Below are 25,192 nucleotides of genomic sequence, written 5' to 3'. Positions count from 1 at the left end.
GTCAGGCGAGCCGCCGGACGGTCAGCCGTACCGAGCCGCGGTTGCCCGCGTAGCCCAGCCAGCTGTCGTTGGCGTACGCGTAGAAGTAGCCCGGCTTCTCGTTGACCCACTTCTCCAGCCCGTCGCCGACGAGGAACGCCTCGTACGGCTGCTGCACGTCGTGGGCGTCGAGGTTCGGGGCCGCCACTGCGCCGACCAGGGCCAGCCACCGCGCGTCTTCGCAGCGGCGGCCGCCGAACGAGCGGGCCTGGGCGTCGTTCAACCGCGCGAGCTGGGTCTGGAACCACGCCGACGACGTGGCCAGCGCGTGCAGCACGTCCTGGAAGTCCGGCCGCGGGTCCGCCTCGGTGCCGTCCGGGTGGTGCGCGATGTTCCCGTCCAGCCAGGTTCCCGCACTGCCGAACTCGTACTCGCCCGGCGGGAGGTAGAGGCCCGTCCAGTTCCACGGCTTCCCGGCGTAGACGTCGACGGTCGCCGACTCGCCGGCCGCGAGCAGGCGCCCTTCGCGGTAGGGGCCCGTGGTGATCGGCGGCTTCGCCTGCCGGGCCACCGCCGAAGGAGCGATGTCGGGAGAACCGGCCGTGATGAACGGGAACGCCCGCGGCGCCGGGCACAGGACCGTGTACACGCTGTGGAGCGAGTTGTGCAGCACGTCCTGGGCGTCCGGCTTGATCTGCGCGCACATCGCCTCGTCGAACACCAGGTCCGGGACGGCCGCGTGGCACTCGTCGATCATCCACCGCAGCGCGGCGTCGGACAGGCCGGTGCGGTCGTGGCCGCCGCCGACGTCGCAGTGGTCGCCGGGGAACCAGACCTGCCTGGCCGTGCGGCCGCCGCCCACCTCGTCCAGGTTGGACCACAGCGTCGGCATGAACGGGCCGCGCATCTCGTCGATCGCGAGCGCCTGGCGGGCGTGCCTGACGTGGTCGCCGAGCTTCGTGTCGTGGAACCGGGGGAGGGGCCCGACGTGGTCTTCGACGAGCTTCAGCGGCCCGAGCCAGTCCGGGATGCCGAGCGAGCCGACGGTGTCCCAGACGCCGAGGAACTCGATCGGGACCGGCTCGGCCGCCTCGCCGGCCCCTTGCCGGTAGCCGTCGGTGAAGAGCCGGTCGACCTCGGCCCAGAACGCGCTCGGCTCCGCGTCCCGCAACGCCGCCGGCAGGCCGCAGCGCCGGATCATGCCGGACAGGCTGCGGACGGTGAACGCGCCGCGGCTGAACCCGAAGAGGTGGATCGCGTCGCCCGGCCGGTACGTGCGCGCGAGCCAGCCGTAGGCGCTCTTGATGTTCTCCGAAAGGCCCTTGCCGACCAGTCCGCCTTCGAGGTGGTCGAGCAGCCCGGGCCCGGAGCCGACGCCGGGGTGGTAGTACCGCGGCTGGGTGTCGAGGTCCGCCACCGCGTGGTGGATCCGCGCGACGTTCGTCGGCGCGGGCTGACCCTGTTGCTGCTGGTCGGGCGTGTTCCACGTGCCGTCGCAGCAGACGACCAGGTGCCGCCGGGTGACCTTCGGCTCGCTCATCCCGTTCCCCCTCCTCGGCCGCGGTTGCCGCCCCGAGGACTGTAGGAGGCGGTGCGCGGCCGCCTGGATACGGCCCGGCGAAGCTCAGCCGGCCGGGCTCCCCGGATGGAGCCCCAGCGCACCGAGCCGCCGTCTGCCCTTCGGGGTGAGGGCGAGTTCGCGGTCCCCGTCGCCGCGCCGGACGAGGCCGTCCCCGAGCAGGGCCGCCAGCACCTCGTGGCCGAGGACGCCGCCGAGGTGGGGGAGGCGGTTGGTCCGGTCGAGGCAGGCCGTCGCGAGCCGGCGGCGGCCGGGGTCGACGGCGGCCGGGTCGACGCCGAAGTCGTGGAACGCCGAGACGTCGCCGCCCAGGGTCAGGTCGGCCGCCGAGCCGTCCGGCGGCCGCAGCGCGCCGCGTTCGACGAGCATGGCGAACACCGCCACGCCGAGCCGGCCGGCGGCGTGGTCGTAGCACGTGTGCGCGATGTCCACAGTGGACTCCGGCGAGCGCGGTGGCGCGACGGAGTCGTTGCCGCCGTGGCGGGCCAGTGCGGTGAGGACGGGCAGGAGGTCGTCACGGCCGACGCGGTAGAGCGCGTGCCGCCCGGTGTGCTCGACCGTCACCAGCCCGGCCGCCCGCAGCCGCGCCAGGTGGTTGCCCAGCCGCGGCGCGGTGACGCCGAGCGCGTCGGCCAGCTGCACCATGGTGTGCGGGCCCTCGGCGGCCAGCAGCTGCAGCGCCGTGAGCCGCACGGGATCGGACAGCTCCCGTGTCAGCCCGACGATCGCGCGCTGGACGGCGTTCCCGGGTTCGACCATTCCGCTCACCGCGCGATCCTAGCACTCTTCATGAGTTGCTGAACGGTGACTGCTGTGCCTACCATTCAGGCTCTCGTGAAGGGTGACTGAATGAGAAGCCTTCTTTGGGGGCGCGGGGTCTCCGCGCTCGGCGACGGCCTGTGGTTCACGATCTGGGCGCTGTACTTCACCCGGATCCTCGGGCTGTCCCCGGTGACGGTGGGCGCGGGGATGGCGGTGGCCAGCGCGGCAGGCATGGTCGCCGCGGTGCCGCTGGGCGCGTTCGCCGACCGCGCCGGCGCCCGGACGGTGCTCGTCGCCGCGACGCTGGTGCGCGCCGCCGCGATGGCCGCGTACCTGACGGTGCGCGGCACCTGGTCGTTCCTGGCCGTGACGGTGGTGTTCACGGCGCTGGCCACCGGCGGGACGGCGGTCCGGACGGCGCTGATCACCGGCCTGGTCGCCGACCCCGTGCGCCGGATGCGCGTGCTGGCGCAGCAGCGGGTCGCGCAGCACGTCGGGTACGCCGTGGGCGCCGGGCTCGGGGCGCTCGTGCTGACGGCCGACGCGCCGTGTGCGTACACGCTGGCCGTCGCGGGCAACGCGGCGAGCTTCCTGGTCCTGGCCGGCGCGACGCTGCTGGTGCCCGCGCCGGCCGCGGTCCCGTCGCGGCGCTCGGGTGCCCGGGTGGTGCTGCGCGACCGGCCGTACCTGTGCGTCGCCGGGGTGACCGCGGTGCTTTCCCTGTGCTGGGCGATGTTGTCGGCGGGGCTGCCGCTGTGGCTGTCCGGCTCGACGCGGCTGCCGCTGGGGCTGGGCGGGATCGTGGTCGTGCTCAGCTCGGTGGGCATCGCGGTGTTCCAGGTGCCGTTCGCGCGGTTCGGCCGCACGGCGGCCCGGGCGGCCCGGACCGCGGTGGTGTCCGGAGTGGTGCTAGCGGCGAGCTGCCTGCTGCTCGCAACGACGTCCGGCGGCGCGGGAGCGGGCGCGGTGACGGTGGTGGTGCTCGCCGCGGTGCTGCACGTCGTGGGGGAGCTGAGCTACGTGGCCGCGAACTGGGGGTTGTCGATGCGGCTCATGCGCGAAGAGGCGAAGGGCGCGTACCAGGGGGCGAGCGAGGCGGCCACGGCGACGGTGCAGATGGTCGGACCGGGAGTGTTCACGCTCGCGATCGGCGGCCTCGGCGCGCTGGGGTGGGTGCTGGTGGCGGGGCTGTTCCTGGTCGCCGTCGCGCCCCTCCCGCGGCTGACCCGCTGGGCGGTCCGGACCCGCGAACCGGCGCTCGCGCGCTGACGTGGTTGTTTCGGTGACGTGTGGGTGGGCGGTGCGAACGGGTGCTTGCGCGCTGAGGTGGTCGTTTCGGCGGCGTGCGGGCGACGGTCCGGACCCGCGAACCGGCTCGCGCGCCGCTGATCGTCGCTATGCTCCGAAGCCGTGGCGGACACGCGTCTCGACCTCGGCCGGATCCGGGCCGCGCGCCGGGTGATCGACCCGGTCTTCCTCGACAGCCCGCTCTACCGCTGCGAACCCCTCGAACGCGCGCTCGGCTGCCGGGTGAGCGTCAAGCTCGAAACCGCGAACCCCGTCCGCAGCTTCAAGGGCCGCGGCACCGAGCTCGTCGGCCACGGCCTCGCCGAACGCGGCGAACGGGCCGCCGTGTGCGCCAGTGCCGGCAACCTCGGGCAGGCCCTCGCGCTGTCCGGGCGGAGCCGCGGGATCGACGTCACCGTCGTGGCGTCGCGGTTCGCGCCCGCGGCGAAGCTCGAGCGCATCCGGGCGTTCGGCGCCGACCTGGAACTGGTCGACGGCGACTTCGAGCTGGCTCGCGCACGGGCGGTGGCCCTCGCGAAGGAACGCGGTGTCCGGCTGGTCGAGGACAGCCTGGACGTCGAGACGTGCGAGGGCGCGGCGACGATCGGCCTGGAGCTGGCGGCCGCCGGGCCGTTCGACGCGGTCCTCGTCGCCCTCGGCGGCGGGGCGCTGGCCACCGGGGTCGGCCACGTCCTGAAGGCGGCCGCGCCCGGCACCGAAGTGCTCGCCGTCCAGCCCGAGCGCGCCCCGGCGATGACCCTGTCCTGGCGCGAGCGGCGCGTCGTCACGACGGACTCGGCCGACACGATCGCCGACGGCGTCGCGGGCCGGTTCCCGATCCCCGAGGTCCTCGACGATCTTCTGGTGCTGGCCGACGATGCCGTCCTCGTGCAGGAGGCGTCGATCATCGCGGGAATGCGGCTGTTCCTGGAGCACGCGGGCCTGGTCGTGGAGCCGTCGGCGGCGCTCGGCCTCGCGGCGATCCTCGAGGACCGAGCTCGTTTCGCCGGGCGGCACGTGGTGACGATCGTCTGCGGGAGCAACGTCGACCTGCCCGCGTACCGCGGCTGGCTCGGTCTTTGACGCGCCAGCCCGGAACACCTCGGATGTCCACGGATCGGGCGCGTCGATTCCGGCGCGGCGTTCGGCGTGTCATCATGGCCCTGGCCCGATCGGCAAACCGAACGGAGACAGGCCTCGATGGACGCTTTACCGAACGGTGGGACGACCGCGACCGACGACGGTCAGCCGTCGATCCGGGACATGCTCGCCGTCAACCTGCGGGCCGCGCGGGCGGCGCGGGGCCTGTCGCTGTCCGAGCTGTCCCGGCGGTCCGGGATCGGCAAGGCCACCCTTTCGCAGCTCGAGGCCGGCACCGGCAACCCGACCATCGAGACCGTCTTCAGCCTGTCGCGCGCCCTCGAGGTGGCCATCTCCGACCTGCTCGACCACCGGCCGCGCGGCGGGCTGACCGTCGTGCGCGCGGCCGACGTCGAAGTTCTCCGCGGTGAGGGCGTCGACTTGCGGCCGCTGCGGCGGATCGAAGCCGAGAACAGCGTGTTCGAGGTCTACGACCAGGTCGTCCGCGGCGACGCGCCCCAGCGGTCGCAGGGCCACGTCGGGGTCGAGCACACCGTCGTGCAGGCCGGCGGGCTGCGCGTCGAGGTCGGCGGGCGGACCGTCGACCTCGGGCCCGGGGACTACGTCGCCTTCGACGCCCGCGAGCCGCACACCTACACCGCGCTCGCCGCGCCCGTGCACTCGGTGCTGCTGCTGCAGTACCGCGACGGCGAACGCCTCGACGGGCGGCCGCACCCGTTGACAGCTCCGCCGCGCGAGACTTAACCTCCGATCGTTCGCTTTACCGAACGGCGGAGGGTCGATGAACCGAACGCGGGTGGCGGTGATCGGAGCCGGAGTAGTCGGGGCGGCGTGCGCTCGGGAGCTGAGTCTCGCCGGGTTCGACGTCCTCGTCGTCGACCGTGGCCGGCCCGCGGGCGGCACCACCTCGCACGGCGAGGGCAACCTGCTCGTCTCGGACAAGGGGCCGGGCGCGGAACTCCGGCTCGCGCAGCTCTCGGCCCGGCTGTGGCCGCGGATCATCGCCGATCTCGACCCGCGCGCGGCGACCGCGACGGAGTTCGACCCGAAGGGCGGCATCGTCGTCGCCACCACCGAAGCCGGCGCGCACGCGCTGAAAGCGTTTGCCGCGGAGCAGGTCGAAGCCGGGGTCCGCGTCGACCCACTGTCCACAGTGGACCTCGTGGCGGCCGAACCGGCGCTGACCCGCGAGGTCACCGCCGCCGTCCGCTACCCGGAGGACGCGCAGGTCCAGCCGGCCGCCGCGACGCTGGCCCTGCTCGGCTCGGCCCTCGCGCACGGTGCCCGCCTGCGCATCGACACCGAGGTCACCGGCGCCGTCGTCCGCGGCGGCCGGATCACCGGAGTTCGCGTCCCCGGCGAGGTCCTCGATACCGACGTCGTCGTGAACGCGGCGGGCCCGTGGGCGGGCGAAGTCTCGGCGCGGCTGGGCGCCCCGATTGCGGTCCGGCCCCGGCGCGGCGAGGTGCTGGTGACCACGCCGATGCCCGGCGTGGTGCGGCACAAGGTCTACGACGCGGACTACGTCGGGGCGGTCGGCTCCGGCGGCGGCGAGCTGCAGACCTCCGCCGTCGTCGAGTCGACGCGGGGCGGCACGGTCCTGATCGGCTCGTCGCGGCGCCGCGTCGGCTTCGACGACGCGATCGTGCCGGACGTGCTGACTGCGATCGCGGCCAAGGCGTTGCGACTGTTCCCGTCCCTGGCCAACGCCGCGGTGATGCGCGCGTACGGCGGCTTCCGGCCCTATGTGGACGATCACCTTCCCGTCCTCGGCGAGGATCCGCGAGTCGAAAACCTTTGGCACGCAACGGGACACGAAGGCGCGGGGATCGGCTTGAGCGTCGGGACGGCGAGGCTGCTGTGCGAGCTGCTGACCGGGGCGTCGCTGTCGATGCCGGTGGAGGAGTTCACTGTGGACCGTCCGGCGGTGCTCGCGTGATCGAGATCAGCGTCGACGGCGAGCCGGTGCCGGGCATCGCGGGCCAAACCGTGGCCGCGGTGCTCCTGGCCGCCGGACGGCTGTCGTGGCGCACCACGAGATCCGGTGCGCCGCGCGGCGTGTTCTGCGGAATCGGCGCGTGCTTCGACTGCTTGCTGACGGTGAACGGAGTGCCGGACGTCCGCGCCTGCCGTCGCCGCGCCGCCGACGGCGACGAGATCCGCACCCAGTCCCGGCAGGAGGACGCATGACGTGGGTGGTGATCGTGGGCGCGGGCCCGGCCGGCCTCGCGGCGGCCGAGCACGCGCTCCGCGCCGGGGCGCGGGTGACGGTCCTGGACCAGTCGGACGCACCGGGCGGCCAGTACCACCGGAGGCGGTACGGCCGGCCGCACGGTTTCGAGGGGTTGGTGAGCCGATGCGAGTGGTGGCCGGAAAGCACCGTGTGGGCGCTGGAAGCCGCCGCGCCCGGCGGACGGGGTGCTTCTGCGCCGGGCGATCCGCGAACCGGCGAGCGAAATGCGCAAGATGCCGCAGCACCAGGCGGTTCAGCCACCGGCCACCGGCGAGCGATGCTCCGGATCCACGTCCTGCGCGGCCCGGCCGACGGCTCCGGCCGGACCCGGTACACCCTCGAACCCGACGCGCTGATCCTCGCCACCGGCGCGCACGATCGCACCCTGCCCTTCCCCGGCTGGCAGCTGCCCGGCGTCTTCACCGCGGGTGCCGCGCAGGCGCTGGCCAAGGGGGAGCGGGTCGCCGTCGGGCGGCGGGTGCTTGTTGCCGGGGCCGGGCCCTTCCTGCTGCCCGTCGCCGCATCGCTGCTCGCCGTCGGGGCCGATGTGGCAGGCGTCCTCGAGGCCAATACCGCCGCGACCGTCCTCAAAGGATGGGGGCTTCAAGTGCGCAAGACCGGCGAACTCGCCCGCTACCTCGCCACCCTCGCCCGCCACCGCGTGCCGTACCACCTGGGCCGCGCGGTCGTCGAAGCGCGCGGGGACGAGCGGGTCCGCGAGGTCGTCACCGCCCGGGTGTGCGCGGACTGGTCGGTCGTGCCCGGCACCGAACGCACCCACCAGGTCGACGCCGTCTGCGTCGGGCACGGCTTCACGCCGCAACCCGAACTGGCCGTTGCCGCCGGGTGCGTCCTCGACGGCGGGTTCGTCCGCGTGCGCGACGACCAGCGCACCAGCGTGACCGGGGTCTTCGCGGCGGGGGAGATCACCGGGATCGGCGGAGCGGACGCCGCGCGAGCGGAGGGTGCCGTCGCCGGTTGTGCCGCCGCCGGGGGTACGCCGAGCCGTGGCCTGCTGCGGGAGCGCGACCGGACCCGCGCGTTCGCGCAGCGGCTGAAGACCGCGCACCCGATCGGCGCCGCCTGGGCCGGCTGGCTGCGCGACGACACGATCGTCTGCCGCTGCGAGGAAACCACCTACGGCCGGCTGAAGACCGCCGCCGCCGACTCGGTCACGCCGGGGTCGCACGCCCTCAAGCTCGGCACCCGCGCCGGGCTCGGGCCGTGCCAAGGCCGGATGTGCGGGCCCGCCGTCGCCGAACTCTGCGGGGGCGTCGAACGCCACCACCGTCCGATCGCCCAGCCGATCCGCCTGGGCGAGCTCGCCGATCCGAAGGAGACTCCCGCATGAGCACCCGCGACCTCGGCGGCGTGGTCGTCGCCGCCGCGCTGCCGTACAAAACCGACGACACCGCGCCCGCCGGGCTGGCCGTCGACTACGACGCCTACGCCGAGCACTGCCGCTGGCTCGTCGAAAACGGCTGCCGTGGAGTCGGCCCGAACGGCTCCCTCGGCGAGTACTCCTCGCTCACCGACGACGAACGCCGCCGCGTCGCCCGCACCGCGATCGAAGCCGTCGGGAGCGACGGGATCGTCGTCGTCGGCGTCCACGGACCCGGTGCGCACCAAGCGAAGCAGTGGGCGGAAGCGGCGGCCGAGGACGGCGCGCACGGCGTGCTCTGCCTGCCGCCGACGCTCTACCGCGCCAACCGCGGCGAGATCCTCGCGCACTTCGAGGCCGTCGCGTCGGTCGGACTGCCGGTGATGGTCTACAACAACCCGTTCGACACCAAGGTCGACCTCACGCCCGACCTCCTCGCCGAAATCGCGCGGATCGACAACGTCGTGGCCGTCAAGGAGTTCTCCGGCGACGTCCGGCGCGTGCTGGAGATCCGCGAGCGCGCCCCGGAGCTGGCCGTGATCAGCGGCGCCGACGACGTCGTCGTGGAGAGCCTGCTGATGGGCGCGACCGGCTGGTTCGCCGGGTTCCCCAACGTCTTCCCGGCCGCGTCGGCGCGGCTGTTCGAGCTGGCCACGGCCGGCAAGCTCGACGAGGCCCGCGCGCTGTACGAGCCGCTCGTGGCCGCGTTCCGCTGGGACTCGCGCACCGAGTTCGTCCAAGCCATCAAGCTCGGGATGGACCTGGTCGGTCGCTACGGCGGCCCGTGCCGGCCCCCGCGTGGCCCGCTGTCGGAGGTCCAGCGCGAGCAGGTTCGCGCCGACATGGGCCGCGCGCTCGCCTCGCTGGGGGTGGCGTAGGTGCGGTCCTCGCGCGCGATCACGGCGGTCGACTCGCACACCGAAGGCATGCCCACGCGGGTGGTGACCGGCGGCGTCGGCCCGATCCCCGGCGCCACGATGGCCGAGCGCCGCCGGTACTTCATGGAGCACCTCGACCACCTCCGGCAGTTCCTGATGCACGAGCCGCGCGGGCACTCGGCGATGAGCGGCGCGATCCTGCAGCCGCCCCTCCGGGGCGACGCCGACTGGGGCGTCGTCTACATCGAGGTGTCCGGCTGCCTGCCGATGTGCGGCCACGGCACCATCGGCGTCGCGACGGTGCTGGTGGAGACCGGCATGGTCGAGGTGACCGAGCCGACGACCGTGGTGCGCCTGGACACCCCGGCCGGGCTCGTCCTCGCGGAGGTGACCGTCCGCGACGGCCGGGCCGAACGGGTCAAGCTCCGCAACGTCGCGTCGTTCCTCGCCGAGCGCGACGCCGTGGTGGACGTGCCCGGCCTCGGCGACGTCCGCTACGACCTGGCCTACGGCGGGAACTTCTACGCCATCCTCGAACTGTCGCAAGTGGACATTCCGTTCGAACGGTCCGAAAAGGACCGGATCTTGGCGGCCGGGCTGTCGATCATGGCCGCGATCACGGAGCAGCGTCCGCCGAAGCACCCGGCCGACCCGTTGATCGGCGGCTGCAAGCACGTCCAGTTCCTCGCCCCGGGCTCGGACGCGCGCGTGTCACGGAACGCGATGGCCATCCACCCGGGCTGGTTCGACCGCTCGCCGTGCGGCACCGGCACGTCGGCCCGGATGGCACAGCTGCACGCGCGCGGCGAGCTGCCGCTGCACACGCCGTTCGAGAACAGTTCGTTCATCGGCACGACGTTCACCGGCGAGCTGGTGGCGGAGACGGAGGTGGGTGGAGTGCCGGCGGTGATCCCCGAGTTCTCGGGCCGGGCGTGGATCACCGGCACGGCCACCTACCTCCTCGACCCGGACGACCCCTTCCCGGCCGGGTTCGTGCTCTAGGACGTGATGCCGCCGACCGCGTCGACGCCGTAGTTGTTCGCGTACCCGTTCTCGACGCCGACCAGGATCTCGGCTACCTCGAGATCGGCGAGGTCGCCGCGCCGGACCCGGGCACCTTTCTTGGCCAGCGTCAGGGCGCCGGTGTCCGACCGGGCGAGGCCGGTGACCTCGTGCCCGGCACTGAGCAGCTCGTCGACGACGGCTGTGCCGATCCACCCCGTCGCTCCGGTGACGAACACGTGCATGTCTTGCTCCTTCTTCGGAATTCGGTACGAGTCCGAAGTCAGGAGCGATCGTGGTGGTCGTACCACGCAAGTTCGGCAATCGACGATTGCGTCAGGCGCAAGTCAGGTACCGGTCTCGACGTCGTCGAGCACGCCGAGGGCGTCCGGGACGAGGACGGCGGCGGAGTGGTAGGCGCTGACCAGATAGGACGTCACCGCGCGGTCGCTGATGCCCATGAACCGGACGTTCAGGCCGGGCTGGTACTGGTCCGGCAGTTCCTTGGGGCGCAGGCCGATGACCCCGGCGTCGTCCTCACCGGTGCGCATCGCGAGGATCGACGTGGTGCCGGTGTCGGTGATGGGGATCTTGTCGCAGGGCAGGATGGGGACACCGCGCCAGGTGTGGACGCGTTTGCCGTCGAGGACTGCGGTGTCGGGGTAGACCCGCGCCCGGGTGCATTCGCGGCCGAAGGCGGCGACGGCGCGGGGGTGGGCGAGAAAGAACTTCGTCTTGCGGCGTCGGCAGAGCAGGTCGTCCAGGTCGAGTGGAGTGGGTGGCCCGGTGCGGGTGGTGAGGCGGTGTTTGAAGTCGGCGTTGTGCAGGAGCCCGAAGTCGGTGTTGTTGATCAGTTCGTGTTCTTGGCGTTCCCGCAACGCTTCCACGGTCAGCCGGAGCTGTTGCTCCAGCTGGTTCATGGGGTTGTTGTAGAGGTCGGCGACGCGGTTGTGCACGCGCAGCACGGTTTGCGCGACGGCGAGGTCGTACTCGCGGGGCGAGGGGTCGTAGTCGACGTAGGTGCCGGACAGGATCGGTTCCCCGTCGTGGCCGGCGGCGAGGTCGATGCTGGCTTCGCCTTTGGTGTTCTGGGGTTTGCGGGGGCGTCGGATGGCTTCGGCGACGTGGGCGCGGAGTGATTCGGATCGGCCGTTGAGCCGGGCGTAGGCGTTCGCGGGGAGGACGAGGGCGGTGACGCGGGTGGCGGCGCGGGCGGTGACGTTCCAGGTCGTGTCGTCGCGGGCGAGGAGTTCGGCGCCGAGGTGGTCGCCGTCGGTGGCGGTGGCGAGGGTGACTTCGTCGCCGTATTCGCCGCGGCGGTGCTGGGTGACTTTGCCGTGGGCGATGAGGATCAGCGTGTCGAGCGGGGTGCCTGCGTCGACGATGGTGGCGCCGGGTTCGTACTCGCGCTGCTCGAAGGCCTCGGCAAGGGCGCTCAACGCCGTTTCGTCGCTGAAGCCGTGGAGGAGTTCGAGTTCGGTGAGTTCGGCGGGGACGACCTGGACGCGGGCGCCGGTGGTGTAGAAGCTGAGCTTGCCGTCGCCGACGGTGTAGGTGAGGCGGCGGTTGACGCGGTAGCTGCCCGCCGGGACGTCGACCCAGGGGAGTTGGGAGAGCAGCCAGCGGGTGGTGATGCCGCGCATCTGCGGCAGGGTCTTGGTGGTCGTGGTGAGCGTCCGGGCCGCGGTGACCCCCAGCGACAGCTGCACGGACGTCGTTTCCTCCGTCACCGTCACGGGTCTCAGCCCTCCCGGCCGAGTTCGGTGTTTTCCAGTATGGCCAGTGCGTCGGGTACGAGGACGGCTGCGGAGTAGTAGGTGGAGACGAGGTAGGAGATGATGGCTTGTTCGGAGATGCCCATGAATCGGACGTTGAGGCCGGGTTGGTATTCGTCGGGTAGGCCGGTTTGGTGGAGCCCGATGACGCCTTGGGTGTGTTCGCCGGTGCGCATGAGCAGGATGGAGCTGGTGCGGGTGTCGGTGACGGGGATTTTGTTGCAGGGCAGGATCGGTATTCCGCGCCAGGCGGGGACGTGGTGGCCGCCGAGGTCGACGGGGTCGGGGTAGATGCCGGCTTTGGTGCATTCGCGGCCGAATGCGGCGATGGTGGTGGGGTGGGCGAGGAAGAAGCTGGGGTCTTTCCAGACGAGGGTGAGGAGGTGGTCGAGGTCGTCGGGGGTGGGTGGGCCGGTGCGGGTGGGGATGCGCTGGGCGAAGTCGGCGTTGTGCAGGAGCCCGAAGTCGGTGTTGTTGATCAGTTCGTGTTCTTGGCGTTCCCGGAGTGCTTCGACGGTGAGGCGGAGTTGTTGTTCGATTTGGTTCATGGGCTGGTTGTAGAGGTCGGCGACGCGGGAGTGGACGCGCAGGACGGTCTGGGCGAGGGAGAGTTCGTATTCGCGGGGGTGGGCGTCGTAGTCGACGAAGGTGCCGGGCAGGGTGGGTTCGCCGTCGTGGCCGGCGGCGAGGGAGATCTCGGCTTCGCCGTGGTCGTTGCGGGCTGAGGCGTCGGCGGTGGTGAGGGTGTTCAGGTGGGTTTGGAGGGTGTCGGAGCGGGACAGCACGTCGTGGAACGCAGAGCGGGGGAGGGTGAGGACGGTGCAGGTGGTGACGGCTTTGGCGGTGAATTCCCAGATCCCGTCGGGCTGGATGAGGGTGGATTCGCCGAAGTGGTCGCCGTCGGCGAGGGTGCCCAGGATGGTCTGGTCGCCGTAGGCGCCGGTGCCGACTTTGGTGATCTTGCCGTGGGCGATGAGGAACACCTGCTCGGCGGGGGACCCGAATTCGACCAGCACGTCGCCGGGCTGGTATTCGTGCTGGGTGAACCTCGAGGCGAGTTCGGTGAGGACGTCGTCGTCGTCGTAGCCGCGCAGGGGGGCGAGTTCGCCGAGTTCGGGGGGGATGACGCGGACGTCGGCGCCGGTGGCGGTGAAGGTGACCCGGCCGTCTCCGACGGCGTAGGACAGGCGGCGGTTGACGCGGTAGGACCCGGCCGCGACTTCGACCCAGGGCAGCAGCTTGAGCAGCCAGCGGGTGGAGATGCCCTGCATCTGCGGGACCGATTTGGTTGTCGTGGCCAGGGTGCGGGCGGCGGCCCGGCCCAGGCTCAGCGGTGCCTGGTCGGTGTCCACCGGGTCGGTGACAGTCACAGCAAAAACCACCCAATCATTCGTAGGTCAAGACTGGTAACGGGGATTGGTGGCGTGCCAGGTGAAGCCGCCGCCCATCCAGGAACGGACGCCCACGAGGAACCGCTGCAGCTCCGGTGACGGCACCGCCGTCAGCTCCCGGTGGCCGTCCTCGAACTCGTGGACGATCTTGTTGTGGAGTTCGACGGTGGCCTCGACGGCTTCGTCGACCGAACAGCCCCGGTCGGCGGCGATCTGGAGGACCATGTTGCAGACCGGCTTCTCGTCGGCCGCGTCCTTCGCCACCGAGTGCAGGTCGTTGACCAGCACCGACGCCGTCCCGGCTCGCATCATCGCCTCCCGCACGCGCGGGTCGTAGTAGAACGGCGCGGCCAGCTCGTAGCCGCCGACGGCGTCGACGAGGGTCATCGACGTGTAGAAGCTGTCGTGCTGGCGGGCCGCCAGGTACTCCCACGCGGGTGGGTAGCGGCCGGTGTGGCGCCACGCCGCGTAGGCGTCCCAGCTGACGAACATCGCGAACGTCGCGTAGCAGACCCGCTGGACCAGCACGGGGGACCCGTGCCGGCCCAGGTGGTCGATCGCCGAGTGCAGGCCGACGAGGATCGGGTCGGCCCGCAGGGCTTCGTCGAGGGGCGCCGAGAACTCCCCGGCCGGCGCGACGGGGTCCATGGCCGCCATGACGAGCGCCAGGCGTGGCGGCAGTTCGGTCGGCGCCGCGCCCAGCGTGCTGTCGTCGGCGTAGTAGTCGTCGGCCGCCCACCACACCGCGTTCAGCTGCGCCGCGACGAGCAGCCGGTCCGGGTCGTCGCAGTCGGGGTGGGCGAGCATCACGAGGCGGCCGAACCCGGCGTGGGCGACCTGGTCGAGGCCCTCGCCGGTGAACCCGCAGTCGGCGGCCCAGGCGACCAGCCGGCGGTCGACCTCCCCGGCGAGGGCGTCGTCGACGCGGCCCACGACCGGGCAGTACAACGGCGGCGCGCTGCCGTCACCCCAGGGCAGGTACGCGTAAGCCGGATCCGGCCCGGGCGCCGGCCGGAACCGGGTCCCGATCCGCGCCGCCGACGTGCCGAGGCCGAACGGGCCCGCCAGCACCCCGGCGGCGCCTCCGGACGTCCACTGTGGACACACGGTCATGGTGCCTTTCCTCGCCACCGGCCCCGGTCAGACGCGGTCGGCGGCGATGAGCAGGTAGTGGAAGCTGCCTTCGCGGTAGGCGGTCAGGAACGGCTTCTCGACCCCGGTGGCGACCGAGGACCGCTCCCGCAGCTCCCAGTAGGGGATCGTCGCGGCCGTCAGGTCGACGACGTTGATCGGGACGAACCCGTTGTCGGACAACGCCTTGAAGTAATCGCCGCGGGCGTGGATGTTGCAGATGTAGTGCTGGTCGATCTGGCTGACCGCGCGCGACCGGCCGCCGGTGACGTCGTTGTAGCAGCCGGTGATGGTCACGTAGCGGCCGCCGGGCTTGAGCTGCCGTGCGTGTTCGGCGAACAGGTCGTGCAGGTCGACGTACATCGTGCTCTCGTTGTTCCAGATGCCCTGGAACACCCCGGATTCGAAGCCGGTGTCGAGCATGTTGCGCAGGTGGTAGCGCACCGAGCCGTCGATCCCGCGCTGCCGCACGTGCTCGTTGGCGAAGCCGACCTGCTGCTCGGAGATGGAGATCCCGTCGACCTGGCAGCCGAAGCGCTGGTGCGCCATGACGCTCGTGCCGCCCCGGCCGCAGCCGGCGTCGAGCAGCCGGTCGCCCGGCGCGATCGGGCCGAGGTGATCGAGCAGGACGTCGGCCTGTGCGGTCTCGAGCCGGTGCATCTCGGCGATGATCGCCTGGTCGCGCCGGTCTTCGGGGGCGTCGAGGACGGCCGGGTCGTAGTCGCCGAGGCCGTAGTGGTGGTGGTAGAGGCCGTCGACGTCGCCCAGCCGGAGGTTCACCGGGTCCTTCTCCGCGTTCCAGTAGTCGGCGACCGACTGCTGGTACGCGGTGCGGGTCACGGGCTGGTCGAAAGCCGTCATCGAGAAACTCCTCGCTCGTTTTTCCTTGGGCTGCAAGGAAACAACCGGGCGCCCGGCTTCGTCCCCTCTCCGTCGACGCTAGCGAGGAAAGATCCGCGGGGACAAGGAGCTTCACTCGCGCTGCGTGGTCGTTGCCCGTCTGGCCCAGCGGCGACCCCGCACGGGGTGGTCCACGCGCTCCCCGTGCGCCCCCGTTCGAGACGGCGGACAACTCGTTGGGATGACGCGGCGCGACCGTGGGTCGTCAGGCGACCCAGGGGTTGGGCCGGCAGACGGCACCATCGGGCCGGACCGGGGTGGACGTGCGTTCGGCGCGGTTCAGCTCGGCGAGGTAGGTGTTCGAGAGACCGAAAGTCTGCTGCATCATCACGGGCGCGCGTGCGCCGGTGGCGGGGCAGCCGACGTGCCCGAAGCCGAGGGCGTGGCCCGTTTCGTGGTTGATGGCGTAGGCGCGGTACCCGGCGAGGTCGTGCCCGAAGGAGTGGGCGCCGCGGATCCAGCGGGCGAGGTTGACGACGATCCGGTGCGCGAGGTGGCAGGAGGAGTCGTACGGGATCGCGAAGCCGCAAAGGCGGCGGGCGGTGGCCGGGGTGGTGAGGCTGATCCGCACCGAGGGGTGGGCGTCGGGGCCGGTTTCGCGGCGGAAGCGCACCCGGCCTTGGCTGATCCAGCCCCGGGGGTCGGCGAGGATGTCGTCCACCTGGGTCGCGAAGTCCGGGGCTTGGACGCCGTCTTCGATTTCGACGGTGTAGGTGAGTTCTGTCGCGCCGGTCCCCGCGAGGGTGTCGGGCCCGGGGACGACGTGCCAGGTACCGGCGCCCGCGGGGGTGACGGGCGGGCCGTCGGGAAGGGCAGCGGGTTCCGGCGGCCGGGTGGTGACGGGCGCCGTCGTCACGGGTGACGGAGTCCCGGCGAGCCGTCGCGGCTCGGCGGCGCTGGGGATGAGAAGCAAGGCGACGGCGAGAGCCACGGCGAAGACGAGGACGGCCGGGGGCCACCATGCCGTTTCCTGGGCTTTCAGCTCGTCGGTGAGGGGTGGCGCCGGGGCCGTGGGCTCGGCCACCGGAGCTGTGTCGGTCGGCGATGCCGGGGGAGTGGCGTCGTGCGACGGAGGTCGCCTGGCCGCCGGAATCCGGTAACTTGCGGGTGGTTTGGGTGCGGCGAGCGCTTCCGAGCCAACCGGTAGAGCGCGGTGCGGACACGCGGGAAGTCGGCGACGAAGTACGTGCTGAGCACGACGACGATCGCCGCGTCGCCGAGCACGCCGGCGAGCGATTTCGCCACGTCCGCCAGGTGGACGTGGCGGATGGCCGCTTCGAGCCCGAAGGCCTCGTCGGCCCGGCCCAGCAGGGTGGCGGGATCGTGCAGCAGGGCCAGGTAGTGCGGCGCGCCGTCGCGCAGCTGCCCGATCTGGTCGGCCAGCGGAACGGCCGCACCGGCGACGGCCGCGGCGAACCCGGCCAGCCCGGTCCCGACGACCAGGCCGGCGGCGAACGCGCGGGGCATCCGGCGCGCGAGCCGGGCGGTCACCGGTTCCAGCCCGACCGCGATGAAGAACGCGATACCGATCAGGAGCAGCACATCGGACGCCGCCAGGACGACCTCGACGACCGCGACCGTGACGACCACGCCGGCCGCGGCGGTCAGCCCGGCGAAGAACGGCGACCGGCGGTCGAGCGGCTTGCCCGGTGTGCCCAACGGCTTTTCCTGCTCCGCGGCGGTTCCTTCGGCTTCCCCGACGGCGTGGCCGGCGCGGTAGGCGCCTTTCGGTGCGTGCATGGAACGGCGGCTTCCCCGCCGCGACGGGGCCGAATCCACCCGATCCGGGCGTCGTCCGCCATTGCCGGAAGCGTTGGGAGGCAAACAGAATTGGTCATGAGCATCAAGGGATTCCTGCTCGTTCCGGTGGTCGTCCTCGTGGCCGCCTTCGCGGTCTGCCCGGCGGCGTCGGCCGTCAGCGAGCCGCGGCTGCTGATCAACCAGGACTTCCCGGACCCGGACGTCGTGAAGACCGCGGGCGGCTACTTCGCGTTCTCGACGAGCACCGGCTCCGGCCGGATCCCGGTGGCGACCGCGCCGGCGCCGGAAGGGCCGTGGCGCATCACCGGCGACGCGCTCGGCGCCGTTCCCGCGTGGGCCAAGCCGGACGGCGGGTTCTGGGCGCCGGACGTCACGCAGCTGCCGGACGGGACGTTCATGCTGTACTTCGCGGCGGCGCGGACGGCCGGCGGGCAGATGTGCCTCGGCGCCGCGACCGCGTCGAAGGCGGCCGGGCCGTTCACCCCGGCCGGTGACCAGCCGCTGGTCTGCGTGCCCGAAGACCACGGCGACATCGACCCGCAGACGTTCCTCGATTCGGACGGAACCCGTTACCTGCTCTACAAGAGCGACGGCGGCGCCACCGGCGCACCGGCCGCGATCTGGACGCAGAAGGTGCAGGCCGACGGGCGCACGCTCGCCGGGCCGCGCGTCGAGCTGCTGCGCGCCGACCTCACCGCGGAGAAGGCGGTCGTCGAAGCGCCGTCGGTGGTGAAGACCGCGAGCCGTTTCCTGCTGTTCTACTCCGCGGACACGTTCCAGAGCTCCGGCTACCACACGTGCTACGCGTCCGCGCCGACGGCGACCGGGCCGTTCGTGAAGGCGGACGCCCAGTTCCTGTCCACCGAACTGCTCGGCGGCAAGGTGGACGCCCCGGGCGGCGCCGACGTCGTCGACGGCCACATCTACTTCCACGGCTGGCTCGGCGGCGCCCGCACGGCACGCGGGCTCTACGAGCTGCCCGTGTCGTTCCCGAACGATGTGCCGCGGCTCGGCTGAGCGGTGTCACTCACTCGGGTGCCGGTCCGGTTGGCGGGCCCCCGGCCGGTTATCCCCGCTGGGAGCGTGGAAAGGGAGGACCGTCATGACGGTGTTTTGGGGTCTCGTCGGCTTGCTCGGCCTGCTGGGGCTGTGCGGTCTGCTGCGAAGCCGCGCGGTCGCCGTGGAGAGCGATCCGCTGGCGCGCTACCCGGAAGTCCGTGAACCGGCGAGGCCGAACGCCGACGCGGCCCACACGCCGCTCATGACGCCGGCCATCACGCCCGACATGCTCGCACCGCCGGTGCCCCGCCCACCGCGGCCGCAACTCCGGCCTGAGCCGCAACTCCGGCCCGAACCGCAGCCCCGGCCCGAACCGCAGCCCCGGCCTGAGCCGCAACTCCGGCCCGAGCCGCAGCCCCGGCATGCGCCGGTGCCCGCGCGGTCGGCGCCCGCTCCGGTGACCACTCGCCCGGCGGAGCCGTCGCCGGACCACGGAAACATCGAGGGCGAGATTCCCGCGCCGCGAACGCACCCGGCCGAGCAGCCGGCCGCCGGCGAAGCGGAATCCGCTGCGCCCTCGGAGAATCCCGAGAAACCCGAACCCCGGCACGAGGAGCCTCGGTCCCGGCTCGCGCCGGTGCGAAATCTGGTCGGCCGGGCCAGGCGCCTCCTCGAGCGACGCTAGGGAAGGGGTGCGCGGCGCTCGTCGAGACCGGCGAGCAGGTCACCGTGCTCGCCGACGCGGTCGAGGACGTCGTCGGCGGTGAACGTCAGGTGGTTGACGTGGCGGCAGGCCCGGACCTCGTCCCACGTCACCGGGGTCGAGACCGTCGGGTGGTCGCGCCCGCGCAGGGAGTACGGCGCGATCGTCGTCTTCGCCGGGTTGTTCTGACTCCAGTCGATGAACACCCGGCCGGTGCGCTGCGCCTTGGCCATCACCGCCGTCACCGATTCGGGCGTCTCCCGCGCGAGCTGGTGCGCGAGGCGCTTGGCGTAGGCCGACGGCGCCGCCGGGTCGTCGGTGCGGATGCCGCAGTACAGCTGCATTCCCTTGGAGCCCGACGTCTTCGCGTACGGGGTCAGGCCGTCGGCGGCGAGGACGTCGTGCAGGCGTTCGGCGACGCGGGCACAGTCGACGACGCTCGTTCCCGGGCCCGGGTCCAGGTCGAACACCAAGCGGTCGGGCGGCTGCCGCGTCGCGTCCGCCGCGACCGTCCATTGTGGAACATGCAGTTCCAGTGCGGCCATGTTCGCCGACCAGACGAGCGCCGGGAGGTCGTCGAGGAGCGGGTAGTCGATGGTGTCGCCGCCGCCGCGGGAACCCGTGCTGGGCAGCCGGACCGTGCGCAGCCAGCTCGGCGCGCCGCGGGGGACGTTCTTCTCGAACCACTTCTCGCCGCCGACGCCGTCGGGGTAGCGGATGAAGGTCACCGGCCGGCCGGCGAGGTGCGGCAGCAGGACCGCGGCGATCCGCGAATAGTAGTTGATCACCTCGCCCTTGGTGAAGCCGTCCGCCGGGTACAGCACCTTGTCCAAATTGGACAGTGTGAGCTGCCGGGTTCCCGCCTGGACGGTGATCTTCCGGCCGGCCGGCTCGGGACTCGCGAGTGGAGCGGGCTCGTGGGGGACCGCGCGCGGAGCGAGCACGTCGGCGGGTTCCTTGTCCGCCCGCAGGCCACGCCAGGCGGTGTGGCGGACGCGGCCGGCGCGCGTGAACTGCCGGTAGACGATCTCGCCGACGAGCCGGGGCTCGACCCAGCGGGCGCGGACGGTGTCTTCGCGCGGCGGCGTCGTCACGAACGGGTGAGTGCGGCGTTCGAGTGGCTGGAGCCGGGCCATCAGGTCGGCGCGCGCGGCCTGGCTGAAGCCGGTGCCGACGTCGCCGATGTAGACGAGATCGCCCGTCTCGGGGTCGTGGGCGCCGAGCAGCAGGCCGCCGAGGGTGCCGGTGAAGCTGCGCTGCCCGGGACGCCACCCGCAGACGATGACTTCCTGCGTGCGGATCAGCGGGTGCTTGAGCCAGGAGTCCGGCCGCTGCCCGGGCACGTACGCCGAGCTGCGCAGCTTCGCGACGACGCCTTCGTAGCCGGCGGACGCGGCGTGGGCCAGGAAGTCCGCCGGCGTGCGGCGGTCGGCGGCCAGCTCGTCGAAGGTGACGGCGCGGACCACCGAGACGCGGTACGGATCGGGCATCGGCAGGGCGGCCAGCAGGCGGCGGCGTTCGTCGTACGGTTCCTTGAGCAGGTCGCGGTCGCCGAGGCGCAGCAGGTCGAAAGCGAGGAACCGGACCGGGACGTCGGCGAAGTCCCGGGTCTTCGGGGCGCTCTGGTGCCGGACCCAGCGGCCGCGGCGCTCCTGCATGCGCTCGAAGTCGATGCGGCCGTCTTCGCCGTAGGTGACGACTTCGCCGTCGAGGTAGGCGGCCCGCCCGTCGAGCGCGGGGGCGAGGACCCCGGCGAGCTCGGCGAACTCGGCGGTGAAGTCGATGTTGTTGCGGCTGGTGAGGACCGTGGTGCCGTCCGAGGCGATCCGCATCGCCGCGCGGTAGCCGTCCAGCTTGTACTCGTACGCCCATTCGGCGCCGCTGCGCAGCCGGCCGCCGTCGGCCTTGGCGAGCATCGGCTCGACCCACGCCGGGGCGCGGGACGCGTCGTGAGCAGCCATGCCGGACCTCCGTCTGTGCTGCCTCGAAGGTAACCCGTTCGGCCTAGTTCTGCTCGGTTTCCGCAGGTGAAAGGTCCCGGAACGCCTGTTCCCCCCGGCTCGCTCAGGCGGGGAAGAACTCCTCGACCGCCCGCCTGAGCGTCGCCCGGACCGTCTCCGCGTCGTCGAGTTCTCCGCCGTGCAGGGCGCCGTCGCGGAGTAGAACCAATACCCGGGCGGCGTGGTTGGGTTCCGGGTGGCCCAGGGCCGCCGCCTCGGTGCGGAGGACCTCGAAGAACCACCTGCGGTGGTCGTCGATGACCTGGCGGACCTGGTGGGCGGGGTCGGGGTATTCGGCGGCCGCGTTGAGGAACTGGCAGCCGCGGAAATCCTCGCCGCACGTTGCGTCGCCCACCACCGCCAGTGCCGCGGCCAGCGCCTCGCGGGGCGGCTTGCCCGCGCGGGCCGCGTCGACCGCCGCGCGGATCTGGCGGCTCGTCTCCGCGAGGTACGCCGCCACCAGGTCGTCCTTCGTGGGGTAGTGCCGGTAGAACGTCGCCCGGGTCACCGCCGCCTCGGAGACCAGGCGTTCCACCCCGACCGCGTGGATGCCCTCGGCGTAGAAGAGCCGCGACGCGGTCGCCAGCAGCCGGTCCTTCGGGTGCGCGTCGGCAGTCGTCATCAGGCCAGCATAGAGAAAGAACGATCGTTCTGCCAGATCGGCTTCGTCACATTGCCACGGCGTCCTCGAGACGTCAGAGTAAGCAGGCAGAAAGACCGATCGTTCTCTCTAAGGAGCCAGTCATGAGCAAGCCCACCATCGTCCTGGTCCACGGCGCTTTCGCCGACTCGTCGAGCTGGACCGGCGTCGTCGCGAAGCTGCACGAGCAGGGCTTCCCGGTCGTCGCGGTGGCGAACCCGCTGCGCGGCGTCGAGTCCGACGCGGCCTACGTCGCGGACGTGGTCAAGGGCGTCGACGGCCCCGTCGTGCTCGCCGGCCACTCCTACGGCGGCGCGCTGATCACCCGCGCGGCCACCGAGACGCCGAACGTCCGCGCGCTGGTCTACATCGCCGCGTTCCAGCCCGACGCCGGCGAGAGCGTGTTCGAGCTGTCCGGGCGCTACCCGGGCGCGAAGCTCGGCCCGGAGACCACGAACGTCCTGGTCCACGCCGGCGCGCCCGAGCTGTCGATCAAGCCCGCGGACTTCGCCGAGGTCTTCGCGGCCGACGTCCCGGCCGAGACGGCCGCGATCCTGGCGGTCACCCAGCGGCCGGTGGCGCAGCAGGCGCTGGCGGCGCCGTTCGAGGGGACGCCGGCGTGGACGAAGCGCCCGTCGTGGACGCTGATCGCCAACCAGGACAACGCGATCCCGGCGGCGGCCCAGGCGTTCATGGCCGAGCGCGCGTCGTCGACGGTCCGCCGGATCGACGCCTCCCATGCGGTGGCGGTGTCCCAGCCGGCGACGGTCGCCGAGGTGATCGTGGCGGCGGCCGACGCCACGGAGTGACCGGACGCGCTGCGGCTCAACGCCGCAGCGTCGTCTCCTCTTCCAGGCGGGACAGCTTCTCCGGGTTGCGCACCGCGTACAACCCGGTGACGAGCCCGTCGTCGATCCGGACCGCCAGCACGGTGTCGACTGCGCCGTCACGGCGAAACAGCAACGCGGGGTAGCCGTTGACCTGGGCCGGGACCAGGGATCCGGTCGCGAAGCTGCCGAGGCCCGCGGCCAGCAGGCCGGCCACGTCGGCCGCGCCGACCACCGGCCGCAGGACCGCCTGCACGACACCGCCGCCGTCGCCCAGGAAGACCACGTCCGGGGCGAGGATGTCCAGCAGGCGCCGCAGATCGCCCGTTTCGACGGCGTGCTGGAACGCCGAAAGCGCGTCGCGGGAGGTGGCCGGGGAGACCTCGCCGCGTGGCCGGCGCGCGGCGACGTGGGAGCGGGCGCGGTGGGCGATCTGGCGGACCGCGGCCGGGGTCTTGGCCACCGCCTCGGCGATCTCGTCGTAGCCAAGGTCGAACACCTCGCGCAGCACGAACACCGCGCGCTCGGCCGGGGTCAGCGTCTCCAGCACCAGCAGCATCGCCAGCGAGACGCTGCCGGCCAGCTCGACGTCCTCGGCGACGTCGGGCGCGGTCAGCAGCGGCTCGGGCAGCCACGGGCCGACGTAGGACTCCCGGCGCCTGCCGAGCGTCCGCAGCCGCATCAGGGCCAGGCGCGTGGTGATCCGGACCAGGTACGCGCGCTCGTCGCGCACGGCGGCCAGATCCACGCCCGCCCAGCGCAGCCAGGTCTCCTGCAGGACGTCCTCGGCGTCGGCGGCCGAGCCGAGCAACTGGTAGGCGACGGTGAACAGCAGGTTCCGGTGGGCGAGGAACGCGTCGGTCGCGGGATCGGCCATGGTGGCCCCTCTTTCGGTCTCGCGGAGTTTCCCACCAGATGCCGGCCGCGGCCGCCGTGTGACCGTGAGCGTCGTCACTGTCACGGGCCTCGGGGACGCGGCATCTCGTGGTCGTCCGGTTCACGACCCCGAGTGAGGAACCATGGAACCCCGTTTCGCCCTGACCGACAACGAAATCGGCGCCAAGTTCGCCAAGCGGTTCGGCACCGCGAGCCAGGCGATCGTCCAGTCGCCGCTGCCGAAGGTCACGCAGGAGCTGGTGTCGCTGCGCGTCAGCCAGATCAACGGCTGCGGCTGGTGCGTCGACATCCACACGAAGGAACTGGCCGCGGCCGGGGAGTCGGCGGTGCGGATCGACCTCGTCGCCGCCTGGCGCGAGGCCACGGTGTTCAGCGAGGCCGAGCAGGCGGCGCTGGCGCTGGCCGAGGAAGGCACCCGGATCGCCGACGCGAGTCCCGGCGTCTCCGACGACACCTGGGCGGCGGTGCGCAAGCACTTCGACGACGACCGGACCGCCGCGCTGGTCGCGCTCGTGGCACAGATGAACTCGGCCAACCGGCTCGCGGTGATCCTGCACCAGAAGGGCGGCTCGTACGAGCCCGGCATGGTCGGCTGACGGCGCTCCGGCCCGGGATCACCCGCTCCCGGGCCGGTTCGTGCTTCCCTGAGGGGCATGACCAAGGCGGAGCGGTGGAACCGGTATTGGGACCGCAAGTCGGCGAGCTACGACGCGGAAATGGGCGTCTGGGACCGCCGCCTCTTCGGCGACTCGCGGGCGTGGGCGTGCGGGCAGGCGTCCGGCGACGTGCTGGAGGTCGCCGCCGGGACCGGGCTCAACCTGGCCTGCTACCCCGACGGCGTGACGCTCACCGCGCTCGACCTCAGTTCCGCGATGCTCGACCTCGCCCGCACGCGAGCCCGGGACCTCGGCCGGGTGGTGACTTTTCGGCAGGGCAGCGCGCACGAGCTGCCGTTCGCCGAGGCGTCGTTCGACACGGTGGTGTGCACGTTCGGCCTGTGCGCGATCCCGGACCCCGCGGCGGCGGTCGGCGAGATGAAGCGGGTGCTCCGCCCGGGCGGCCGGCTGATCCTGGTCGACCACGTGGCGTCGTCGTCGTGGGTGGTGCGGGGCATGCAGTGGCTGGTCGAGCTGGCGAGCGTTCCCCTGGCGGGCGAGCACTTCCGGCGCCGGCCGCTGAGGCTGGTGGAGGCGCTCGGGTTGCCGGTCGAGCGGCGGGAGCGCTTCAAGCTGGGGCTCGTCGAACGGCTGGTGGCGCGCAAGGTCAGCTGAAGAGCTTCGCCAGCGGGCTCTTTTCGAGGTCGGCGAGCAGCGCCGCGACGTCGTCGTAGGTCGCGACCGCTCCCGCTTCCGTCAGCTCCGCCGCGCTGACGCCGCCGGACAGGACGCCGATCGTGCGCACGCCCGCCTTCGTGGCGGCTCGGACGTCCCAGACCGCGTCGCCGACGAAGATCGTGTCCTCCGGCGCTGTGCCGGCCTTCTCCAGGGCCACCTGGACCGGTTCCGGGTCCGGCTTCGTCGCTTCGACGTCGTGGCCGGCGACGATGTCCTGCACCACGTCGTCCACCCCGAGCACGCGGCGCAGCGCGTCCAGCTCGTCCGGGGCCGCCGACGTCGCCAGGACCACGCGCACGCCCTTCGCGGCCAGCGCCCGGATCAGCTCCGGGGCCTGGGCGAACGGCCGCAGCAGCTCGGCCGTCTCCAGGTAGTAGCGGCTGTGCAGCTCCTTCGCCTGGTCGCCGACGCGCTCGGCGTCGTCGTCACCGAGCAGGGTCTTCAGCAGCTTGCCGGACCCCTTGCCGATGGCGCGGTGCACGCGCCAGGAGTCGACCGGGCGCTCCAGCTCGTGGAACGCCCGTCGCCAGGCGTGGACGTGGAGGTAGTTGGAGTCGACGAGCGTGCCGTCGACGTCGAACAGGACTGCGGTGGCGATGGCGCTCTCCTCGGGTGGCAGGTCCACGCCGGGT

24 protein-coding genes and 1 pseudogene are annotated in these 25,192 nt (G+C 72.4%); 12 read left to right on the top strand and 13 right to left on the bottom strand.

All coding sequences use genetic code 11. The annotated features are described in order from the left end of the window. Position 1: 1 nt before the first annotated feature. Both OG738_RS40275 and OG738_RS40270 read right to left on the bottom strand, forming a co-directional pair. The gene (locus tag OG738_RS40275; protein WP_329048977.1) at positions 2 to 1,519 is read right to left on the bottom strand and encodes a DUF2235 domain-containing protein; all 1,518 of its coding nucleotides are present in this window, start codon (positions 1,517 to 1,519) and stop codon (positions 2 to 4) included. An 84-nt stretch (positions 1,520 to 1,603) separates the two neighbouring features. Beyond that, positions 1,604 to 2,317 carry an ArsR/SmtB family transcription factor gene (locus tag OG738_RS40270; RefSeq protein ID WP_329056983.1) on the bottom strand — a complete coding sequence of 238 codons (714 nt, stop codon included), beginning with the start codon at positions 2,315 to 2,317 and terminating at the stop codon, positions 1,604 to 1,606. A 90-nt stretch (positions 2,318 to 2,407) separates the two neighbouring features. Between OG738_RS40270 and OG738_RS40265 the strand changes: the two genes are divergently transcribed. The 8 genes from OG738_RS40265 (at position 2,408) to OG738_RS40230 (ending at position 10,202) form a co-directional block, all read left to right on the top strand. Continuing rightward, on the top strand, positions 2,408 to 3,589 hold the full coding sequence (locus OG738_RS40265; protein ID WP_329048975.1) for an MFS transporter: 1,182 nt from the start codon (positions 2,408 to 2,410) through the stop codon (positions 3,587 to 3,589). A 141-nt stretch (positions 3,590 to 3,730) separates the two neighbouring features. Continuing rightward, positions 3,731 to 4,690: a threonine ammonia-lyase gene (locus OG738_RS40260; RefSeq protein ID WP_329048974.1), complete on the top strand. Its 960-nt coding sequence runs from the start codon at positions 3,731 to 3,733 to the stop codon at positions 4,688 to 4,690. A gap of 117 nt (positions 4,691 to 4,807) precedes the next feature. Continuing rightward, on the top strand, positions 4,808 to 5,452 hold the full coding sequence (locus OG738_RS40255) for a helix-turn-helix domain-containing protein (RefSeq protein ID WP_329048973.1): 645 nt from the start codon (positions 4,808 to 4,810) through the stop codon (positions 5,450 to 5,452). A gap of 37 nt (positions 5,453 to 5,489) precedes the next feature. Beyond that, entirely contained in the window at positions 5,490 to 6,647 is a 1,158-nt protein-coding gene (locus tag OG738_RS40250; protein WP_329048972.1) for an NAD(P)/FAD-dependent oxidoreductase, read from the top strand. Next, positions 6,647 to 6,898, top strand: coding sequence for a (2Fe-2S)-binding protein (locus OG738_RS40245; RefSeq protein ID WP_329056980.1), 252 nt, complete (start codon positions 6,647 to 6,649; stop codon positions 6,896 to 6,898). The genes OG738_RS40250 and OG738_RS40245 overlap by 1 nt, the downstream gene beginning before the upstream one ends. After that, complete coding sequence (locus OG738_RS40240) at positions 6,895 to 8,292, top strand: FAD/NAD(P)-dependent oxidoreductase (RefSeq protein WP_329048971.1); 1,398 nt, start codon at positions 6,895 to 6,897, stop codon at positions 8,290 to 8,292. Before OG738_RS40245 ends, OG738_RS40240 begins: the two co-directional genes overlap by 4 nt. Beyond that, complete coding sequence (locus OG738_RS40235) at positions 8,289 to 9,200, top strand: dihydrodipicolinate synthase family protein (protein ID WP_329048969.1); 912 nt, start codon at positions 8,289 to 8,291, stop codon at positions 9,198 to 9,200. The genes OG738_RS40240 and OG738_RS40235 overlap by 4 nt, the downstream gene beginning before the upstream one ends. Then, entirely contained in the window at positions 9,201 to 10,202 is a 1,002-nt protein-coding gene (locus OG738_RS40230) for a proline racemase family protein (RefSeq protein ID WP_329048968.1), read from the top strand. It abuts the gene before it with no gap. A gap of 77 nt (positions 10,203 to 10,279) precedes the next feature. Here the strand turns inward: OG738_RS40230 and OG738_RS40225 are convergent. The 7 genes and pseudogenes from OG738_RS40225 to OG738_RS40195 all read right to left on the bottom strand — a co-directional run. Further along, positions 10,280 to 10,447 (bottom strand): annotated as a pseudogene (locus tag OG738_RS40225) (NAD-dependent epimerase/dehydratase family protein); the annotation flags it as partial. 102 nt (positions 10,448 to 10,549) lie between these two features. After that, positions 10,550 to 11,938, bottom strand: a complete 1,389-nt coding sequence (locus OG738_RS40220; protein ID WP_329048967.1) for a family 2B encapsulin nanocompartment shell protein — start codon at positions 11,936 to 11,938, stop codon at positions 10,550 to 10,552. 5 nt (positions 11,939 to 11,943) lie between these two features. Beyond that, positions 11,944 to 13,347 carry a family 2B encapsulin nanocompartment shell protein gene (locus OG738_RS40215; protein ID WP_329048965.1) on the bottom strand — a complete coding sequence of 468 codons (1,404 nt, stop codon included), beginning with the start codon at positions 13,345 to 13,347 and terminating at the stop codon, positions 11,944 to 11,946. A 27-nt stretch (positions 13,348 to 13,374) separates the two neighbouring features. Next, the gene (locus tag OG738_RS40210) at positions 13,375 to 14,481 is read right to left on the bottom strand and encodes a family 2 encapsulin nanocompartment cargo protein terpene cyclase (protein WP_329048964.1); all 1,107 of its coding nucleotides are present in this window, start codon (positions 14,479 to 14,481) and stop codon (positions 13,375 to 13,377) included. 27 nt (positions 14,482 to 14,508) lie between these two features. Continuing rightward, positions 14,509 to 15,360 carry a geranyl diphosphate 2-C-methyltransferase gene (locus OG738_RS40205; RefSeq protein WP_329048962.1) on the bottom strand — a complete coding sequence of 284 codons (852 nt, stop codon included), beginning with the start codon at positions 15,358 to 15,360 and terminating at the stop codon, positions 14,509 to 14,511. Positions 15,361 to 15,604: 244 nt separating this feature from the next. After that, entirely contained in the window at positions 15,605 to 16,423 is an 819-nt protein-coding gene (locus OG738_RS40200; RefSeq protein WP_329048960.1) for a DUF3152 domain-containing protein, read from the bottom strand. Continuing rightward, the gene (locus OG738_RS40195) at positions 16,378 to 17,139 is read right to left on the bottom strand and encodes an AI-2E family transporter (RefSeq protein WP_329048959.1); all 762 of its coding nucleotides are present in this window, start codon (positions 17,137 to 17,139) and stop codon (positions 16,378 to 16,380) included. Before OG738_RS40195 ends, OG738_RS40200 begins: the two co-directional genes overlap by 46 nt. Before the next feature lie 96 nt (positions 17,140 to 17,235). On the opposite strand from OG738_RS40195, the gene OG738_RS40190 reads away from it, so the two are divergent. Next, positions 17,236 to 18,177: a glycoside hydrolase family 43 protein gene (locus OG738_RS40190; protein WP_329048958.1), complete on the top strand. Its 942-nt coding sequence runs from the start codon at positions 17,236 to 17,238 to the stop codon at positions 18,175 to 18,177. A gap of 663 nt (positions 18,178 to 18,840) precedes the next feature. On the opposite strand, the gene ligD is transcribed toward OG738_RS40190, so the two are convergent. Further along, positions 18,841 to 20,823: a DNA ligase D gene (ligD, locus tag OG738_RS40185; RefSeq protein WP_329048956.1), complete on the bottom strand. Its 1,983-nt coding sequence runs from the start codon at positions 20,821 to 20,823 to the stop codon at positions 18,841 to 18,843. Positions 20,824 to 20,926: 103 nt separating this feature from the next. Beyond that, positions 20,927 to 21,484: a TetR/AcrR family transcriptional regulator gene (locus OG738_RS40180; protein WP_329048955.1), complete on the bottom strand. Its 558-nt coding sequence runs from the start codon at positions 21,482 to 21,484 to the stop codon at positions 20,927 to 20,929. A gap of 122 nt (positions 21,485 to 21,606) precedes the next feature. Between OG738_RS40180 and OG738_RS40175 the strand changes: the two genes are divergently transcribed. Further along, positions 21,607 to 22,311, top strand: a complete 705-nt coding sequence (locus OG738_RS40175; RefSeq protein ID WP_329048953.1) for an alpha/beta fold hydrolase — start codon at positions 21,607 to 21,609, stop codon at positions 22,309 to 22,311. Between the two features lie 16 nt (positions 22,312 to 22,327). On the opposite strand, the gene OG738_RS40170 is transcribed toward OG738_RS40175, so the two are convergent. Continuing rightward, positions 22,328 to 23,206 carry an RNA polymerase sigma-70 factor gene (locus OG738_RS40170; protein WP_329048952.1) on the bottom strand — a complete coding sequence of 293 codons (879 nt, stop codon included), beginning with the start codon at positions 23,204 to 23,206 and terminating at the stop codon, positions 22,328 to 22,330. 142 nt (positions 23,207 to 23,348) lie between these two features. Here OG738_RS40170 and OG738_RS40165 point away from each other — a divergent pair, with 142 nt between their 5' ends. Next, positions 23,349 to 23,822, top strand: coding sequence for a carboxymuconolactone decarboxylase family protein (locus tag OG738_RS40165; protein ID WP_329048951.1), 474 nt, complete (start codon positions 23,349 to 23,351; stop codon positions 23,820 to 23,822). 57 nt (positions 23,823 to 23,879) lie between these two features. Continuing rightward, positions 23,880 to 24,497: a class I SAM-dependent methyltransferase gene (locus OG738_RS40160; protein WP_329048950.1), complete on the top strand. Its 618-nt coding sequence runs from the start codon at positions 23,880 to 23,882 to the stop codon at positions 24,495 to 24,497. Here the strand turns inward: OG738_RS40160 and OG738_RS40155 are convergent. Next, positions 24,490 to 25,185 carry an HAD family hydrolase gene (locus tag OG738_RS40155; protein ID WP_329048949.1) on the bottom strand — a complete coding sequence of 232 codons (696 nt, stop codon included), beginning with the start codon at positions 25,183 to 25,185 and terminating at the stop codon, positions 24,490 to 24,492. The two genes, OG738_RS40160 and OG738_RS40155, sit on opposite strands and share 8 nt — an antisense overlap. Positions 25,186 to 25,192: the final 7 nt, after the last annotated feature.

It is taken from the genome of Amycolatopsis sp. NBC_01488 (assembly GCF_036227105.1).
In the GTDB taxonomy this organism is placed as follows: domain Bacteria; phylum Actinomycetota; class Actinomycetes; order Mycobacteriales; family Pseudonocardiaceae; genus Amycolatopsis.
This window is presented reverse-complemented; position numbering and strand designations above follow the sequence as displayed.

Coding starts and splice junctions, on each gene's coding strand:
- OG738_RS40275 (WP_329048977.1), bottom strand. CDS start 1,519: ATGAGCGAGCCGAAGGTCACCCGGCGGCACCTGGTCGTCTGCTGCGAC.
- OG738_RS40270 (WP_329056983.1), bottom strand. CDS start 2,317: ATGGTCGAACCCGGGAACGCCGTCCAGCGCGCGATCGTCGGGCTGACA.
- OG738_RS40265 (WP_329048975.1), top strand. CDS start 2,408: ATGAGAAGCCTTCTTTGGGGGCGCGGGGTCTCCGCGCTCGGCGACGGC.
- OG738_RS40255 (WP_329048973.1), top strand. CDS start 4,808: ATGGACGCTTTACCGAACGGTGGGACGACCGCGACCGACGACGGTCAG.
- OG738_RS40250 (WP_329048972.1), top strand. CDS start 5,490: ATGAACCGAACGCGGGTGGCGGTGATCGGAGCCGGAGTAGTCGGGGCG.
- OG738_RS40240 (WP_329048971.1), top strand. CDS start 6,895: ATGACGTGGGTGGTGATCGTGGGCGCGGGCCCGGCCGGCCTCGCGGCG.
- OG738_RS40235 (WP_329048969.1), top strand. CDS start 8,289: ATGAGCACCCGCGACCTCGGCGGCGTGGTCGTCGCCGCCGCGCTGCCG.
- OG738_RS40210 (WP_329048964.1), bottom strand. CDS start 14,481: ATGACCGTGTGTCCACAGTGGACGTCCGGAGGCGCCGCCGGGGTGCTG.
- OG738_RS40205 (WP_329048962.1), bottom strand. CDS start 15,360: ATGACGGCTTTCGACCAGCCCGTGACCCGCACCGCGTACCAGCAGTCG.
- OG738_RS40195 (WP_329048959.1), bottom strand. CDS start 17,139: ATGCACGCACCGAAAGGCGCCTACCGCGCCGGCCACGCCGTCGGGGAA.
- OG738_RS40190 (WP_329048958.1), top strand. CDS start 17,236: ATGAGCATCAAGGGATTCCTGCTCGTTCCGGTGGTCGTCCTCGTGGCC.
- ligD (WP_329048956.1), bottom strand. CDS start 20,823: ATGGCTGCTCACGACGCGTCCCGCGCCCCGGCGTGGGTCGAGCCGATG.
- OG738_RS40180 (WP_329048955.1), bottom strand. CDS start 21,484: ATGACGACTGCCGACGCGCACCCGAAGGACCGGCTGCTGGCGACCGCG.
- OG738_RS40175 (WP_329048953.1), top strand. CDS start 21,607: ATGAGCAAGCCCACCATCGTCCTGGTCCACGGCGCTTTCGCCGACTCG.
- OG738_RS40170 (WP_329048952.1), bottom strand. CDS start 23,206: ATGGCCGATCCCGCGACCGACGCGTTCCTCGCCCACCGGAACCTGCTG.
- OG738_RS40165 (WP_329048951.1), top strand. CDS start 23,349: ATGGAACCCCGTTTCGCCCTGACCGACAACGAAATCGGCGCCAAGTTC.
- OG738_RS40160 (WP_329048950.1), top strand. CDS start 23,880: ATGACCAAGGCGGAGCGGTGGAACCGGTATTGGGACCGCAAGTCGGCG.